The sequence below is a fragment of the Bradyrhizobium sp. MI1.11 genome (genome assembly GCF_055811255.1).
In genome coordinates, this window is the sequence record NZ_JBVVPM010000068.1 from 9,809 (window position 1) to 24,286 (window position 14,478).

At 64.1% G+C, this 14,478-nt stretch carries 15 protein-coding genes; 10 read left to right on the top strand and 5 right to left on the bottom strand.

What is annotated here, in order from left to right; translation table 11 throughout:
- Positions 1 to 196 precede the first annotated feature (196 nt).
- Together AC0L30_RS37355 and AC0L30_RS37360 are read right to left on the bottom strand one after the other, a co-directional pair.
- The gene (locus tag AC0L30_RS37355) at positions 197 to 586 is read right to left on the bottom strand and encodes a YkvA family protein (RefSeq protein WP_007598747.1); all 390 of its coding nucleotides are present in this window, start codon (positions 584 to 586) and stop codon (positions 197 to 199) included.
- Positions 587 to 679: 93 nt separating this feature from the next.
- Positions 680 to 982, bottom strand: coding sequence for a 4a-hydroxytetrahydrobiopterin dehydratase (locus AC0L30_RS37360; protein WP_473255853.1), 303 nt, complete (start codon positions 980 to 982; stop codon positions 680 to 682).
- A gap of 153 nt (positions 983 to 1,135) precedes the next feature.
- Between AC0L30_RS37360 and AC0L30_RS37365 the strand changes: the two genes are divergently transcribed.
- Together AC0L30_RS37365 and AC0L30_RS37370 are read left to right on the top strand one after the other, a co-directional pair.
- The gene (locus AC0L30_RS37365) at positions 1,136 to 2,581 is read left to right on the top strand and encodes a TAXI family TRAP transporter solute-binding subunit (protein ID WP_219681851.1); all 1,446 of its coding nucleotides are present in this window, start codon (positions 1,136 to 1,138) and stop codon (positions 2,579 to 2,581) included.
- A gap of 105 nt (positions 2,582 to 2,686) precedes the next feature.
- Positions 2,687 to 4,228, top strand: coding sequence for an alkaline phosphatase D family protein (locus AC0L30_RS37370; protein ID WP_473406379.1), 1,542 nt, complete (start codon positions 2,687 to 2,689; stop codon positions 4,226 to 4,228).
- Positions 4,229 to 4,238: 10 nt separating this feature from the next.
- Here the strand turns inward: AC0L30_RS37370 and AC0L30_RS37375 are convergent, their stop codons facing one another.
- Entirely contained in the window at positions 4,239 to 4,640 is a 402-nt protein-coding gene (locus AC0L30_RS37375) for a response regulator (RefSeq protein WP_354201548.1), read from the bottom strand.
- 156 nt (positions 4,641 to 4,796) lie between these two features.
- Here AC0L30_RS37375 and AC0L30_RS37380 point away from each other — a divergent pair, with 156 nt between their 5' ends.
- The 6 genes from AC0L30_RS37380 (at position 4,797) to AC0L30_RS37405 (ending at position 11,566) form a co-directional block, all read left to right on the top strand.
- A complete protein-coding gene (locus AC0L30_RS37380; RefSeq protein ID WP_007598738.1) occupies positions 4,797 to 5,561 on the top strand; it encodes a Crp/Fnr family transcriptional regulator in 765 nt (254 codons plus the stop codon).
- An 80-nt stretch (positions 5,562 to 5,641) separates the two neighbouring features.
- A complete protein-coding gene (locus tag AC0L30_RS37385) occupies positions 5,642 to 6,358 on the top strand; it encodes a prolipoprotein diacylglyceryl transferase (RefSeq protein WP_473406380.1) in 717 nt (238 codons plus the stop codon).
- Positions 6,339 to 7,769 carry a radical SAM protein gene (locus AC0L30_RS37390; protein WP_219681852.1) on the top strand — a complete coding sequence of 477 codons (1,431 nt, stop codon included), beginning with the start codon at positions 6,339 to 6,341 and terminating at the stop codon, positions 7,767 to 7,769. Before AC0L30_RS37385 ends, AC0L30_RS37390 begins: the two co-directional genes overlap by 20 nt.
- The gene (locus tag AC0L30_RS37395) at positions 7,766 to 8,035 is read left to right on the top strand and encodes a hypothetical protein (RefSeq protein ID WP_219681853.1); all 270 of its coding nucleotides are present in this window, start codon (positions 7,766 to 7,768) and stop codon (positions 8,033 to 8,035) included. Before AC0L30_RS37390 ends, AC0L30_RS37395 begins: the two co-directional genes overlap by 4 nt.
- Positions 8,036 to 8,291: 256 nt before the next feature.
- Complete coding sequence (gene typA, locus AC0L30_RS37400) at positions 8,292 to 10,118, top strand: translational GTPase TypA (RefSeq protein WP_007598731.1); 1,827 nt, start codon at positions 8,292 to 8,294, stop codon at positions 10,116 to 10,118.
- Positions 10,119 to 10,318: 200 nt separating this feature from the next.
- Positions 10,319 to 11,566 carry a flavin monoamine oxidase family protein gene (locus tag AC0L30_RS37405; protein ID WP_473406381.1) on the top strand — a complete coding sequence of 416 codons (1,248 nt, stop codon included), beginning with the start codon at positions 10,319 to 10,321 and terminating at the stop codon, positions 11,564 to 11,566.
- A gap of 91 nt (positions 11,567 to 11,657) precedes the next feature.
- Here AC0L30_RS37405 and AC0L30_RS37410 read toward each other — a convergent pair whose 3' ends face one another.
- Together AC0L30_RS37410 and AC0L30_RS37415 are read right to left on the bottom strand one after the other, a co-directional pair.
- Entirely contained in the window at positions 11,658 to 12,065 is a 408-nt protein-coding gene (locus AC0L30_RS37410; RefSeq protein ID WP_473406382.1) for a thiol-disulfide oxidoreductase DCC family protein, read from the bottom strand.
- 31 nt (positions 12,066 to 12,096) lie between these two features.
- On the bottom strand, positions 12,097 to 12,987 hold the full coding sequence (locus AC0L30_RS37415) for an alpha/beta hydrolase family protein (RefSeq protein ID WP_473406383.1): 891 nt from the start codon (positions 12,985 to 12,987) through the stop codon (positions 12,097 to 12,099).
- 262 nt (positions 12,988 to 13,249) lie between these two features.
- On the opposite strand from AC0L30_RS37415, the gene AC0L30_RS37420 reads away from it, so the two are divergent.
- Entirely contained in the window at positions 13,250 to 13,759 is a 510-nt protein-coding gene (locus tag AC0L30_RS37420) for a GNAT family N-acetyltransferase (RefSeq protein ID WP_007598725.1), read from the top strand.
- Positions 13,760 to 13,936: 177 nt separating this feature from the next.
- The gene (gene ppa / locus AC0L30_RS37425) at positions 13,937 to 14,473 is read left to right on the top strand and encodes an inorganic diphosphatase (RefSeq protein ID WP_473406384.1); all 537 of its coding nucleotides are present in this window, start codon (positions 13,937 to 13,939) and stop codon (positions 14,471 to 14,473) included.
- Positions 14,474 to 14,478: the final 5 nt, after the last annotated feature.

A 14,478-nucleotide genomic window follows, 5' to 3' on the forward strand; every position in this document is an offset into this window, starting at 1 on the left:
ATCCCCGGCGGGGCCCCGCTACACGGCGCGGGGGCCCCCCCCCCCCCCCGACCCCCGCCCCCCCCCCCCGCCGCCCCCCCCCCCCCGGGGGGCCCATGACAGCATTCCGAGACGGTTATGGTTCAATCGGAAGGCGGCCGCGGCGTACTGGATTCCCCGCCTTCGCGGGGAATGACAGCGGAGTATGCGGCGACAGCTACTGCGCGGCTTCCACGTCCACCTCATCCACCCCGCGCTTCAGCGCGGCGCGGGCGGCTTCGCGATGCTCGTTCGTGATGTGGCTGGCGACCATGCGGATCGCAGTGGCGAGCACGGCGGCGTCATCGGTGAAGCCGAGGATCGGCATCACGTCGGGGACGAAATCGAACGGCAGGATGAAATAAGCGATCGCCCCGAGCAGCGACGCCTGGACATGGCGCGGCGTCTGCCGGTCGAAGGCGCAGTAATAGGCGGCGAGCAGATCCTCCGCGAACGGCAGCTGCGCGGCGACACGCTTCAGCTTGCGCCAGAAGCGGCGCCGCACGCTCTCACGATCTTCCGCGAGCCGGTCGGCCGGCTCGAAACCGACGCTGTGTTCGGCAGCCATGTTCGGACAAACTCCCCGTTCCAGCCTGGGGTGGCAGATCGCCGCATCCCGTGCTGATCACAAGATGGGGACGCGCCCGGGCCCTGCAAGACGTCAGCCTGGTGTCAGCTTGGCGATGGCATTCATCGCCTTGGCGAGCGCGATGTCGAGCGCCGTGACGCCGCCGGCGTCATGGGTCGACAGCACCACCTCCACCGTCTTGTAGACATTGCGCCATTCGGGGTGGTGGTCCATCTTCTCGGCGACCAGCGCCGCGCGGGTCATGAAGCCGAACGCCTCGTTGAAATCCTTGAAGACAAAGGTTTTCCCGATCGCCTCGCGTCCCTGAACCTCGGTCCAATCAGATAGTCCATCCAGCGCCTGCCTGCGCGCCTCCGCCGAGAGCCGTTCTGCCATCATCGCCTCCGTCCTTCAGGGGAACTTTACCCTAACACCGCACCGACGCCCCGGGTTCATACGGGATTAGACCCCATCCGCTAACCATGACGGAGATGTAACCCTGCCGGACAAGAAATTTGCTACACTTGCGGGCGTAAATCGCCGGCCAAGATGAAACTGAGCCTCAAGCGACTGTTCGGGAGATCGATGACCGGGGGATTGGACCTGGCCGAAGCGCCCACCCCGCCCTCGCCGCGATCATCGGCGCGGAAGACGGCGCTCGTGACTCTCGCGCTGGTGCTCGCGATCGTTGGCGCGCTCGCCGGCGGCTACTATTTTGCCATGCGGCCGGTGACGCTGAAGATCGCGGTCGGCCCCGCCAATAGCGATGACGTCAAGGTCGTGCAGGCACTGACCCAGGCCTTCGCGCAGCACAAGAGTTCTGTGCGGCTGCGCCCGATCCAGACCGACGGCGCCACCGCCAGCGCCAATCTGCTCGCGGAAGGCAAGGCCGACCTCGCCATCGTGCGCGGCGACGTCGACGTACCGAAGAACGCGCAAGCGGTTGCGACCCTGCGCAAGAACGTCGTGGTGCTGTGGTCCGTGTCCGGCAAGGGCAAGAAGAAGGGTCCGAAGATCACCAAGATCGCGCAGCTCGCCGGACATCGGGTCGGCGTGGTCGGCCGCACCCAGGCCAACGTCAATTTGCTCAAGGTGATCCTGCAGCAATACGGCGTCGATCCCGCCAAGGTCGAGATCGTGCAATACCCGGCAAGCGAAGCCGTCGAGGCGATCAAGGCCCAGAGGGCTGATGCCTATCTCGCGGCCGGTCCCGTCAACAGCAAGATCACGTCCGAGGCGATCGCCGCCTCCACCAAGGATTTCGGCACGCCAACCTTTCTCGCGATCGATTCCGCGGATGCGATCGCGCAAAATCATCCGGTCTATGAAGCGGCCGAAATTCCCGCGGGCACTTACGGCGGCTCGCCCGATCGCCCCGACGACGAGGTCAAGACCATCAGCTTCTCGCACCACATCGTGGCGCGCAAAACTGTGTCCGAAACCACCATCGCGGCGTTCACGCGCCAGCTGTTCTCCGTGCGCCAGCAATTGGTGACGGAATTCCCGCTGGCGGCGAAGATCGAAACGCCCGACACCGACAAGGATGCGGTGATTCCCGTGCATCCCGGCGCCGCCGCTTTCGTCGACGGCGAGGAAAAGACCTTCCTCGACAGATACAGCGATTACATCTGGTGGACCCTGATGGCGCTCTCGGCCATGGGCTCGATCGGCGCCTGGTTTGCAGGCTATCTGAAGAAGGACGAGCGCGACAACAACAGCCATCTGCGCGAGCGGCTGCTCGACATGATCACCGCCGCTCGAAAGAGCGAAACGACCGAAGATCTCGATCAGATGCAGACCGAGGCCGACGAGATCCTGCGCGACACGCTGCGCTGCTACGACCACGGCGCGATCGAGGAAGGCGCGCTCACCGCCTTCAACATTGCGCTCGACCAGTTCCATGCGGCGGTTGCCGACCGCAAGGCGGTGCTGTTCAGCCTGCCACAGAACCTGCAGCGCACCGGCGCGCAATTCCGGGCCGCGGGCAACGCGTAAGCGCTTGCACCCGTTATCGCTGCGTCACATTGTCTCAATATAGCGTCGGGCTTCACCGTGGCGGCCGCCCTGGACGGCCGCCTCACGCGATATCGAGACCGTCCCATGAACATCAAATTCTCCCGCCGCAATTTCCTGACGACCAGTGCCGGCGCGCTCGGCGCGGTCGCAATGCCCCATCTCTCTCGCGCGGCCGACCGGCCGGCGGTGACCCATGGCGTGCAGTCGGGCGACGTCACCGTCGACGGCGGGGTGGTCTGGGCGCGTACCGACCGGCCCGCACAGATGCTGGTCGACGTGGCGACGACGGAGTCGTTCAGGGATGCCCGCGCACTGCCGCCGATCGCGGCGCTGCCCGAGAGCGACTTCACCGCAAAGATGCTGATCGAAAACCTGCCGGGCGGACAGGACATTTTCTATCGCGTCCGCTTCCGCGATCTTTCGCACACCGCGGTGGAGGGCGAGCCGGTGACCGGCCGCTTCCGCACCGCGCCCGCCGACCGCCGTGACGTCAGCTTCGTCTGGGGCGGCGACGTCGCAGGAAAAGGCTGGGGCATCAACCCCGACGACGGCGGCATGTTCACCTTCTCGGCGATGCGCAAGCACCGTCCGGATTTCTTCCTGCACTCCGGTGACACCATCTATGCCGACGGCCCTATCCAGTCCGAGGTGAAGCTCGCCGACGGCAAGATTTGGAAGAACGTCGCGATTCCCGAGAAGGCCAAGGTCGCCGAGACGCTGGACGAGTACCGCGCCGCGCACAAATACAATTTCACCGACGACAATCTTCGCGCCTTCAATGCCGAAGTGCCGATCTTCGTGCAGTGGGACGACCATGAGGTGACCAACAACTGGTCGCTGTCGAAGGAGCTGCCCGCGACCTACAAGGAGCGCGACATCGCGCTGCTTGCGGCCCGCGCAGGCCGTGCCTTCCACGAGATGTATCCGATGCGCGAAAGCATCGTCGAGCCCGGCCGGGTCTATCGGCAGATCTCCTATGGTCCCCATCTCGACGTGTTCGTGCTCGACGAGCGTAGCTATCGCGGCCCGAATGGCCCCAACCTCGAAACCGCTTACGACCCGGCCAGCTATTTCCTCGGCCCGGACCAGACCGCCTGGCTCAAGCGCGGCCTGTTGAATTCGCGCGCGACCTGGAAAGTGATCGCCTCCGACATGCCGCTCAGCCTCGTCGTGTCGGACACGCCGAAGGGTGGATCGGAAGCCATTGCGCAGGGCGACGGCCCGGTGCGCGGCCGCGAGTTCGAGATCGCCGACATCCTGCGCTTCATCAAGATGGCGCCGGTCAGCAACACCGTGTGGCTGACGGCGGACGTGCATTACGCTGCCGCGCATTATTACGATCCCAACAAGGCGCAATTCCAGGATTTCGAGCCGTTCTGGGAGTTCGTGTCGGGCCCGCTTCACGCGGGCACATTCGGTCCGAACGCGCTCGACAATACGTTTGGGCCGGAGGTGCGTTTCGTCAAGGCGCCGGGGAAAGACAACCAGAACCTGCCGCCGTCCGCCGGGATGCAGTTCTTCGGACACGTCAAGATCGACGGCGCTTCCGGCCAGATGACGGTGACCTTGCGCGACCGCGCCGACGTCGCGCTGTGGTCGACCACGCTCGATCCGAAGCAGGCCTGACGCCGTATCGCTAGTCCGCCGCGCGGACCTGGAGCGCCGCCTCCAGCGCTTCGCTCGAACACGGCTTCTGCAGACGCGGCTGGCTGGCGAATTCCGGCGGGATGCGCGCGTCAGCGCCGTAGCCGGTAACGAAGACGAACGGAATTTTCAGCGCCGCGAGCCGTTCGGCCACCGCAAAGCTGTTCTCGCGACTCAATCCGACGTCGAGCAAGGCGAATCCGGGGACGCGCGCCGCGATCGCGGCCAGCGCCTGCGCCACTGAACCTACCGTGCGCACGCTCTTCACGCCAAATCCGAGCAGGCGATCCTCGAAGTCGATCGCGATGATCGGATCGTCCTCGACGATGAGAACATCGGCAGGACAATTTGAACTATCGGAAACGGCGGGTGCCATCATCGTAACTTGGAGCATGAGGTTTCTCTGACTGGGATACCGGTCACGACGCCTGCACCCAGCGCGGAGGGTTCCCGGAACGAAACCCACCACATTACAGTTATTAGGTCTGTCCACTTGTGCACACAGGACCTCGACGGAACTCGCTAAGGTGGAGGCGGATGGGAGTTTGAGATGGACGCGCGGACCAGCAACGCCACCGAGATCGACAGCCGGCCGACCAACAATCTGCTGCGGCGCTTGAGCCCGGCCGACTTCGCCCTGCTTGCGCCACATGTCATGCTCGAAAGCGCAGCGGCGAATGAATTGCTCTACAACCCCGGCGATGACGTCCAGGTCGTCCACTTTCCCTGCGGACCATCGCTTGCGACCTTCCTCGTTCCCAATGAGGACGGCCGCGACGTCGAGACCATCCTGGTCGGCCGCGAAGGCGCGGTGGGCGGCATCGTCAGCGAAGGATTTTTACCGGCCTATACCCGGATCTGCGTGAAATTCGGCGGGCCGTTTGCGCGCATTCACGTCGGCAAGCTGGAGGCCGCCAAGCAGCGCTCGCCCTCGTTGCGCCATGTCTTCGCTCGCTACGCCGACTGCATGCTGGCGCAGATCTTCCAGTCCACCGCCTGCAACGCCATTCACTCGATCGAGCAGCGCACCGCCAAATGGATGCTGGCGGCGATGGAGCGGACCGGCGACGAGAGCAGTGTGCCTCTGACCCACGAGCAGCTCGCGACACTGCTCGGCGTCGGCCGCAGCTATGCCAGCCGCGTGCTTCAGTCGTTCAAGGCGGAAGGCGTGCTCGACACGCGACGCGGATCGATCCTGGTCCGCAACCGCGAGGGCCTGCGCCTGCGCGCCTGCATGTGCAACGAGGCCGTGAAGTTGCACTTCGAAGAGGTGCTGCGCGGGGTCTATCCGACCGAAGAGCGGCAAGCCGGCTAGCCACCTGCCTCGCTCCTCTTCGGGGATAAGAAGCGGCCGCACTATCCCGCCGGGCGGGAACCTGGGCTAATGTCCCCCGCATGAGCGGGGCTTTCCTTCACACTCTCTTCGACGTCGCAGCATGGATGGCTGCGGCCGTGGCACTCTACTGGCTGTCGCGACAGGGCTTGCGGTTTCCGGCGCAATCCGTCGAGCGGTCCTACCTCGCCGCTTTGGTGTTCGGTGCGGGCCTCGGCGCCTATCTGTTCGGCTCCGCCAATCTGTGGCTGTCGGGCCAGAGCGGCATTGCGCGCTCGGTCGAGGGCGCGCTCGCCGGGGGCATCGCGGCGATCGAGCTCTACAAATGGTCCGCAGGAATCACGGTGCGAACCGGCGCCCGTTTTGCGCTGCCGCTGGCGCTCGGCATCGCGATCGGCCGGCTCGGCTGCTATTTCGCGGGCCTTGACGATTTCACCTACGGCACGCCGGCGGCATGGCCCTGGGGCCATGATTTCGGCGACGGCATCCTTCGGCATCCCGTGCAGCTGTACGAAAGCGCCGCGATGGGCGTATTCGCGCTGCTCTACGTGGTGGCGGTCTTGAACCGGAGGGCGTTTGTGATCACCAATGGTTTCTACCTCGTCCTCGTCTACTATGGCGCACAGCGCTTCCTGTGGGAATTCCTCAAGCCCTACGGCACGCTGATCGGCCCCTTCACGCTGTTTCACCTGCTGTCGCTGTCCATCCTGCTCTACGCTGTCGTCATGCTGGCGAGGGCGCCCAAAGCGAGACCCATGCATGAACGCGCCGTTGCGTAAGTCGCGCCCCTATATCTTCTGGGGTCAGACCCAATCTCTCTGCGAGACCTGCCTGAAGCTGGTGCCGGCCAAGATCCAGATCCTCGACAACGAGGTCTGGTACGAGAAGCGCTGCAAGGAGCATGGCGTCCAGTCCACGCTGGTCTCGACGGACGCAGCCTATTGGCGCCTGTGCAAGGATTTCATCAAGCCCGGCGACCGGCCGCTCGCCTTTCAACGGCATACCGAATTCGGCTGCCCCTATGATTGCGGCCTGTGCCCCGACCACGAGCAGCATTCCTGCCTGGCCCTGATCGAGATCACCGAGCATTGCAATCTGACCTGCCCGGTGTGCTTTGCCGATTCCTCGCCGGCGCGGACCAGCTTCACGCCGCTGGCCAAGATCGAGCGAATGCTCGACGCGCTGGTCGCGAGCGAGGGCGAGCCTGATTTGGTGCAGATCTCCGGCGGCGAGCCGACGCTGCATCCGGACTTCTTCGCGATCCTCGATGCGGTGCGCGCCCGCCCGATCCGCCATGTCATGATCAACACCAACGGCCTGCGTATCGCCCGCGAAAAAGATTTCGTGGCGCGGCTCGCCGAGAACAAGCGAGGGCTCGAGGTCTATCTCCAGTTCGACTCGCTTGAACGCGACGCGCTGATCAATCTGCGCGGCGCGGATTTGCGCAAGATCCGTCAGCAGGCGCTGGAGAATCTCGAGCATTACGGCGTATCGACCACGCTGGTGGCGACCATCAAGCGCGGCGTCAACGATGCCGAGATCGGCGACATCGTTCGCCATGCGCTGACCTGGAAGTGCGTGCGCGGCGTCACGCTGCAGCCGGTGCAGGATGCCGGCCGCAACGAGAATTTCGACAAGAACACCGATCGCATCATGCTGTCGGAGATTCGCAAACGCGTGGTCGAAACCGGCGTGTTCGGCGACAAGGACATGATCCCGCTGCCCTGCAACCCCGAAAGCATCTCGATCGGGTACGGCCTGCGCAACGGCGACAAAGTGCTACCGCTGACCTCGCTGATCCCGCAGGAGCAACTCGTCGCATTGTTGCCCAATACGATCAGCCCGGAGAAGCATCCGGCGCTGAGGGAGAAATTCATCGATCTGTTTTCGCTGTCCTCGGGACCGCTGAACACGAGCGAGCGCGTCTGCGAATTGTTGTGCTGCCTGCCGAGCTTCGAGGTCCCGCAGGGAATCACGTACGAGAACGTATTCCGCGTCACCATCGTGCAGTTTCTCGACCGCTTCAATTTCTGCGTCGGCAACGTCAAGCGCAGCTGCATCCATTTCGTCACCGAGAACGGCGCGATCATCCCGTTCGACACCTACAATTTGTTCTACCGGAACGGAAAGATCGACGGCATCCGCGCCGAGCTGGCGGCGCAGTCAATCGAAGGAGTCCTGCAGGCATGAGCATCAGCGACACGCCGACGCCAGCCCCTCCGGGACCGCCTCCTGCCCCGACGAACAAGCGCAGCGGCTGTCTGACCGCGCTCATGGCGATCTTCGGGATCATCCTGCTGCTGCCTGGTGCCTGTGCACTCCTGTTCGGCGGAATATCCATATCCGACAGAGGCCGGATCGATTCCGACGTCGCGCCCCTGGTCTTCCTGGGCCTGGTCGTGGGGCTCGGCGGGGTCGCCCTGATCTGGGCCGCCATCAAGGGCCGGCGCGGCTGAGCCCGGCTTTTCGCCTAACCCCCGGGAATCCCCGGATAAAATTCAATCAACCAACGGCCAAAGAACACATTGTTTTTTGGCCGTTTTTGCCTATATTGCGCCGCAACGCGTAGGGTGCCCGGTCGATATGCCGGGCTTTCCCTTTTGGGCGGAAAGCGCCCCGTTTCCAGTCTTCAAGCGTTGTTTCGAGAAGAGGTCCCGGTCTGACCGGCGAGATCGCGCTTAACCCATTGTCCGACCGCAAAGAAGCTCACTCATGAACCTTCGCAACATCGCCATCATCGCCCACGTCGACCACGGCAAGACGACTCTGGTCGACCGCCTCCTCCAGCAATCCGGCACCTATCGCGAGAACCAGAAGGTGACCGAGCGCGCCATGGACTCCAACGATCTGGAGCGCGAGCGCGGCATCACCATCCTGGCCAAGGCGGCCTCGGTGCAGTGGAAGGACACCCGCATCAACATCGTCGACACCCCCGGCCACGCCGATTTCGGCGGCGAGGTCGAGCGCATTCTCAACATGGTGGACGGCGCGCTGGTGCTGGTCGACGCCGCCGAGGGCCCGCTGCCGCAGACCAAATTCGTGGTCTCCAAGGCGCTCAAGGTCGGTTTGAAGCCGATCGTCGTGATCAACAAGGTTGACCGTCCCGACGCGCGGGCGACCGAAGTCATCAACGAGGTGTTCGACCTGTTCGCGGCGCTCGACGCCAGCGAGGAGCAGCTCGACTTCCCGATCCTCTACGGGTCGGCCAAGCAAGGCTGGATGGCCGAGAGCCCGGATGGGTCGCACGAAGCCGGCATGCAGCCGCTGTTCGACCTGATCGTGCGCCATGTCGCGCCGCCGACCGTCGAGGAAGGCCCGTTCCGCATGATCGGCACCATTCTGGAAGCTAACCCCTATCTCGGCCGCATCATCACCGGCCGTATCTCTTCCGGTTCGATCAAGCCGAACCAGGCCGTGAAGGTGCTGGGCGCCGACGGCAAGACCATCGAGACCGGCCGCATCACCAAGATCCTCGCCTTCCGCGGCATCGAGCGCACTCCTCTCGACGAAGCCGAGGCAGGCGACATCGTCGCAATCGCCGGCCTGACCAAGGGCACAGTCGCCGATACCTTCTGCGATCCGTCGGTCGACACCCCGCTGGTGGCGCAGCCGATCGATCCGCCGACCGTCTCGATGTCCTTCATCGTCAACAACTCGCCGCTCGCGGGCACCGAAGGCGACAAGGTGACCAGCCGCATGATCCGCGACCGCCTGCTGCGCGAGTCCGAAGGAAACGTCGCGCTGCGGGTCGTCGAAGCCTCGGACAAGGACGCGATGGAAGTCTCGGGCCGCGGTGAATTGCAGCTCGCGATCCTGATCGAGACCATGCGCCGCGAGGGCTTCGAGCTTTCGGTGTCGCGTCCGCGCGTCGTGCTGCAGAAAGACGAGGCCACCGGCGCCACGCTGGAGCCGATCGAGGAAGTCGTCATCGACGTCGACGAGGAGCATTCCGGCGTCGTCGTGCAGAAGATGAGCGAGCGCAAGTCCGAGCTGATCGAGATGAAGCCGTCCGGCGGCAACCGCCTGCGGCTGGTGTTCTACGCGCCGACGCGCGGCCTGATCGGCTACCAGGGCGAACTGCTCACCGATACCCGCGGCACCGCGATCATGAACCGTTTGTTCCATGGCTACGCGCCGTACAAGGGCGAGATCCAGGGCCGCCGCAATGGCGTGCTGATCTCCAACGACCAGGGCGAAGCGGTGGCTTACGCCATGTTCAAGCTGGAAGATCGCGGCCCGATGATGATCGAGCCGGGCTGGAAGGTCTACAAGGGCATGATCGTCGGCGAGCATACCCGCGACAACGACCTCGAGATCAACGTGCTCAAGGGCAAGCAGCTCACCAACATCCGAACCACGTCGAAGGATGAAGCGGTGCGCCTGACCCCGCCGATCCGCATGACCCTGGAAAAGGCGCTGGCCTATATCGAGGACGACGAGTTGGTCGAGATCACGCCGAAGTCGATCCGCCTGCGTAAGCGGCACCTCGACCCGAACGAGCGCAAGCGCGCGGAAAAATCCAAGGAAGCAGTGGCTTAAGCTACCGCCCTCGTGCCCCGGACGCAGCGCAGCACGCAGTGATGCGCTGCTGAGCCGGGGCCCAGTTACTCTCACAACCTCCACATCACCTTGGGTCCCGGCTCTGCGGAGCGGCGTTACACGCCGCACCGCGTCCGGGACACGTGAGCTGTGTGTCCGCCCGGCTTCAGCACTCTTTGCGAACGTGCTAGAGCCCGCCCATGAGCTCCCTTCCCTCCTCCGTTGACGTCGCGATCATCGGTGCGGGCGCCGCCGGCCTCGGCGCGGCGCATGCGCTGGCAGGCTCCGGCCTCTCCGTGATCGTGCTCGAGGCGCGCGACCGGCTTGGTGGCCGAGCCTGGACGGTGCAGGCCTCGCCCGAGGTGACCTTCGACGTCGGCTGCGGCTGGCTGCATTCGGCGGACCAGAACTCCTTTGCCGCGATCGCAAATCAGCTCGGTTTCGAGGTCAACAAGGACCTGCCGCCGTGGCGCGAGCGCGCCTATGGCAACGCGTTTCCGCAGAGCCAGCGCGACGAGTTCATGCGCGCGATGGACACGTTCTACGAGCGGCTCTGGCAGGCCGCGCAGAAAGGCAAGGACGAGCCGGCCAGCCTGAGCCTGGAGCCTGGCAATCGCTGGAATCCCATGATCGACGCGATCTCGACTTATATCAACGGCTGCGAACTGAAGGACATGTCCACACTGGACTGGGACGCCTATGAGGACAGCGACCTCAACTGGCGGGTCCGCCGCGGCTATGGTGCTCTGATCGCGGCCTATGGCGCGCCCTGCCCGGTGGCGCTGAACTCCAACGTCACGCTGATCGATCATTCCGGCCAGCGCATCCGCATCGAGACATCGCAGGGCACGCTGATCGCGGGCAAGGTGATCGTCACCGTGCCGACCAATCTGATCGCCGACGAAGCCATCCGCTTCTTCCCTGCCTTGCGCGCCAAGGTCGACGCCGCAGCCGGCCTGCCGCTCGGTGTCGACGACAAGGTGACGCTTGCGCTCGACGATGCCGAGGCCTTCCCGAAGGAAGGCAATTTGCGCGGCGCCACAATGCGCACCGACATGGGCACCTATCATATCCGCCCATTCGGCCAGCCCTGCATCGAAGGCTTTTTCGGCGGCAGCTTTGCACGCGGACTGGAAGACGCCGGCGAAGGCGCGATTGCCGCGCAGGGCATCGACGAGATCGCAGGCCTTCTCGGCAACGATATCAGGCGAAAGCTGAAGCCGCTCTACGAGTCGCGCTGGGCCCACGACCCCTTCGCGAGAGGCTCCTACTCGCACGCGCTGCCGGGCCACGCCGGTGACCGCGCCGTGCTGGCGACACCTGTGGATGGGCGGCTGTTCTTTGCGGGAGAAGCGACGTCGCCAAATTTTTTCTCAACGGCGCATGGCGCGAGGGATTCAGGGGAGCGCGCGGCGCAGGAAGTGCTGGGGGTCCTGGGCAAACCGTAGCCACACACGCTGTCATTGCGAGCGCGGCGAAGCAATCAGAATCTTTCCGCAGCCGGAGTCTGGATTGCTTCGCTACGCTCGCGATGACGAATTACTCAATCACCCGTGCTCGCAAATCGGCATCAGGCACGAAGCACGCGTCGTACTTGCCAAAGATGCGGTAGCGGTTGCGCGCAATGAGGCTGTAGACCGGGTCGCGCAACGCTTTCGGCACGGCGAACGACGCGCGCACCCAACCCCAGCCGGGGAGCTGCGACAGCACCGTCAGCGCGGCGTCCGACTTCATGAACACCTCGCCGCCGTGAACCACGGCGTTGGTGTCGGGATCAGCGGGATCGATGCCGAACGTGCGCGCGAGCCGGGCGCCATAGTCAGACTGGATCGGCGTGAAGCGAAATCGCTTCGCCGTGTCACGTTTGGCGACGAAGCGGACCCAGCGCGAGCAGAAAATGCAGACCCCATCGAACAGGATGACGTCATCGTCAGGCCATTTGGGCATCAGCGATTATCCAATATCAGGAAATGCAGCGTCATGGCTTTTTGCCAGCCGCCGGCTTCAGAGCGCGATCGAGTTCGGCACGCGCGGATTTGACGCCGGCCTCGCTCTCGATCATCCAGTGCCCTTCGCTGCCCACGCCCGGCAGCGCACGGAACTCTACCTTGCCGCCGCTGCGCCGAAACGCGTCGACCAACGCAAGCGAAAATGACGGTGCAAAGTAGCTGTCATTGGCGGCAACGAGCCACGTGACGGGGATGCGCGCGGCCTTGCCGAATTCCGCCGCCGCCGCGAGAAGCGTATGCGGCGCGCAGATCCGGTTCGGCTCGTCATTGGCATGGCCACCGCGGCCCGGCGCAAGGACGATGATGGCGGAGATCGTCTTCGGATCGGCATTCGCGAGCGCCAGAGCGCCCCAGCCACCGGCGGAATGGCCGATCACGATCGCGGCGTCCTTGCGGATAAAATCCTGCTTTCGCAAATCCTCCAGCGCGAGCGCGATTTCGTCGGCCGTTAAACGGCCCGAGCGCACATAGTCCGCCTCGTCGCAGCCACCCTGGTCCTCGATATAGCGCCCGCCCGTTGTGCCATGGCCGAGCCGTTCCGGCACCAGCACGGCGAAGCGGCGCGCGATGAGGAATGCCGTGAGTGCGCGGTATTCCGGCTGGGGCATTTGCGCGCGTCGCAAGGCATTTTGCGTCGATGCGTGCGCGATCACCGCAAGCCGGAACGGGCCGGCACCCGGCGGGCGAAACAGCAGGGCATGAGCGGCGATGTCGGTATCCGGCGATGGCACGCGCCATTGCTGCCGGCGAAACGGATCGCCCTCCGCTCCGGACGAACCAAAAGTGACCTGAGCGCACACAGGCGACGCAGTCAGCAAGGCCAACAAAGGCAGAAGCACGAAGATATTGAGGAGCCGCATGAATTGCCGGAGGCGAGAACTGCGACGGTCACACTAGTAGGAACGAATCAATATCGGCAGACTTTCTGCGTTGCCATTGCCGTCCATTCGTTGCCGCAAAGCGGTTTTGCACCGGCGCAGAGCACCCCGGTGCCATTCGAATCGGCGTCTTGTCTTTTTTCGGTACAACATGGTTCAAATACTGATGCAGAAAGTCCACACGTTAACCGATAATTAACGATAGGTCTTGCCGCCGGCGCGGCGACTTGGTTTGATCACGTCCATGAGCACAACCCTGATCGAGGTCCGGCCGGCCAAAGCCGCAGATGCAACTGCGGTGGCGTCCACCCATGACGAAGCCTGGCGCTCCGCCTATCAGGGCATCATTCCCGGCGCCGAACTGGAGAAGCTGATCAACCGCCGCGGTCCGCAATGGTGGGACAGTGCGATCCGCAAGGGCAGCCGCGTCAGCGTGCTGGTGTTCGGCGACAAGATCGCAGGCTACGCCAATTACGGCCGCAACCGCGCCCGCAGCCTGCATTTCGACGGCGAGGTCTACGAGCTCTATCTGCGTCCCGAATTCCAGGGCCTGGGCTTTGGCCGCCGGCTGTTCACCGCGGCCCGCCGCGACCTGATGCAGAGCGGCCTGAAGAGCATGGTGGTGTGGGCGCTCTCGGACAACGATCCGGCCACCGAGTTCTACCGTGCCCTGGGCGGCCGCATGGTGGCGCGCTCCTCGGAGCGTTTCGGGCCGAAGTCGCTCGACAAGGTTGCCTTCGCTTGGACCAATTGAGCTGCTGAAGTCCGCTCGGCAGCGTTTCCCTTCCGTCGATACCGTTGCCGTTTGAGCCGGTGATCGCTGGATTCATTATTTCACAAAAACGCGATGGATCAGCGGGCCAAGCCCGCGTATGACAGCGCCAAAATCGCTGCCGGGTGCGATTTAACCTTGGCAACAACGGAGCCTTGAATGCGTATCGATGCGGTCTCGATCGGGAAAAACGTACCCCACGACGTCAACGTCATCATCGAAGTCCCCGTGGGCGGCGAACCGATCAAATACGAGATGGACAAGGAAGCCGGCACGCTGGTGGTCGATCGTTTCCTCTACACCCCGATGCGTTACCCCGGTAACTACGGCTTCATCCCGCACACGCTGTCCGATGACGGCGATCCCTGCGACGTCCTCATCATCAACACCCGCGCCATCATTCCCGGCGCGGTCATGAGCGTGCGCCCGGTCGGCGTGCTGTTCATGGAAGACGAAGCCGGCGGCGACGAAAAGATTTTGGCCGTGCCATCGTCCAAGCTCACCCAGCGCTACGACAAGGTGAAGTCGTATTCCGACCTGCCTGACATCACGCTGCAGCAGATCCAGCACTTCTTCGAACACTACAAGGATCTCGAACCCGGCAAGTGGGTGAAGATCCTGCGCTGGGGCGGCCCCGAGGATGCACACAAGCTGATCCTCGAAGGCATCGATCGCGAGAAGAAGAAGAACGCCTGAGCTCT

Coding starts and splice junctions, on each gene's coding strand:
- AC0L30_RS37355 (WP_007598747.1), bottom strand. CDS start 586: ATGGCTGCCGAACACAGCGTCGGTTTCGAGCCGGCCGACCGGCTCGCG.
- AC0L30_RS37360 (WP_473255853.1), bottom strand. CDS start 982: ATGGCAGAACGGCTCTCGGCGGAGGCGCGCAGGCAGGCGCTGGATGGA.
- AC0L30_RS37365 (WP_219681851.1), top strand. CDS start 1,136: ATGAAACTGAGCCTCAAGCGACTGTTCGGGAGATCGATGACCGGGGGA.
- AC0L30_RS37370 (WP_473406379.1), top strand. CDS start 2,687: ATGAACATCAAATTCTCCCGCCGCAATTTCCTGACGACCAGTGCCGGC.
- AC0L30_RS37375 (WP_354201548.1), bottom strand. CDS start 4,640: ATGCTCCAAGTTACGATGATGGCACCCGCCGTTTCCGATAGTTCAAAT.
- AC0L30_RS37380 (WP_007598738.1), top strand. CDS start 4,797: ATGGACGCGCGGACCAGCAACGCCACCGAGATCGACAGCCGGCCGACC.
- AC0L30_RS37385 (WP_473406380.1), top strand. CDS start 5,642: ATGAGCGGGGCTTTCCTTCACACTCTCTTCGACGTCGCAGCATGGATG.
- AC0L30_RS37390 (WP_219681852.1), top strand. CDS start 6,339: ATGAACGCGCCGTTGCGTAAGTCGCGCCCCTATATCTTCTGGGGTCAG.
- AC0L30_RS37395 (WP_219681853.1), top strand. CDS start 7,766: ATGAGCATCAGCGACACGCCGACGCCAGCCCCTCCGGGACCGCCTCCT.
- typA (WP_007598731.1), top strand. CDS start 8,292: ATGAACCTTCGCAACATCGCCATCATCGCCCACGTCGACCACGGCAAG.
- AC0L30_RS37405 (WP_473406381.1), top strand. CDS start 10,319: ATGAGCTCCCTTCCCTCCTCCGTTGACGTCGCGATCATCGGTGCGGGC.
- AC0L30_RS37410 (WP_473406382.1), bottom strand. CDS start 12,065: ATGCCCAAATGGCCTGACGATGACGTCATCCTGTTCGATGGGGTCTGC.
- AC0L30_RS37415 (WP_473406383.1), bottom strand. CDS start 12,987: ATGCGGCTCCTCAATATCTTCGTGCTTCTGCCTTTGTTGGCCTTGCTG.
- AC0L30_RS37420 (WP_007598725.1), top strand. CDS start 13,250: ATGAGCACAACCCTGATCGAGGTCCGGCCGGCCAAAGCCGCAGATGCA.
- ppa (WP_473406384.1), top strand. CDS start 13,937: ATGCGTATCGATGCGGTCTCGATCGGGAAAAACGTACCCCACGACGTC.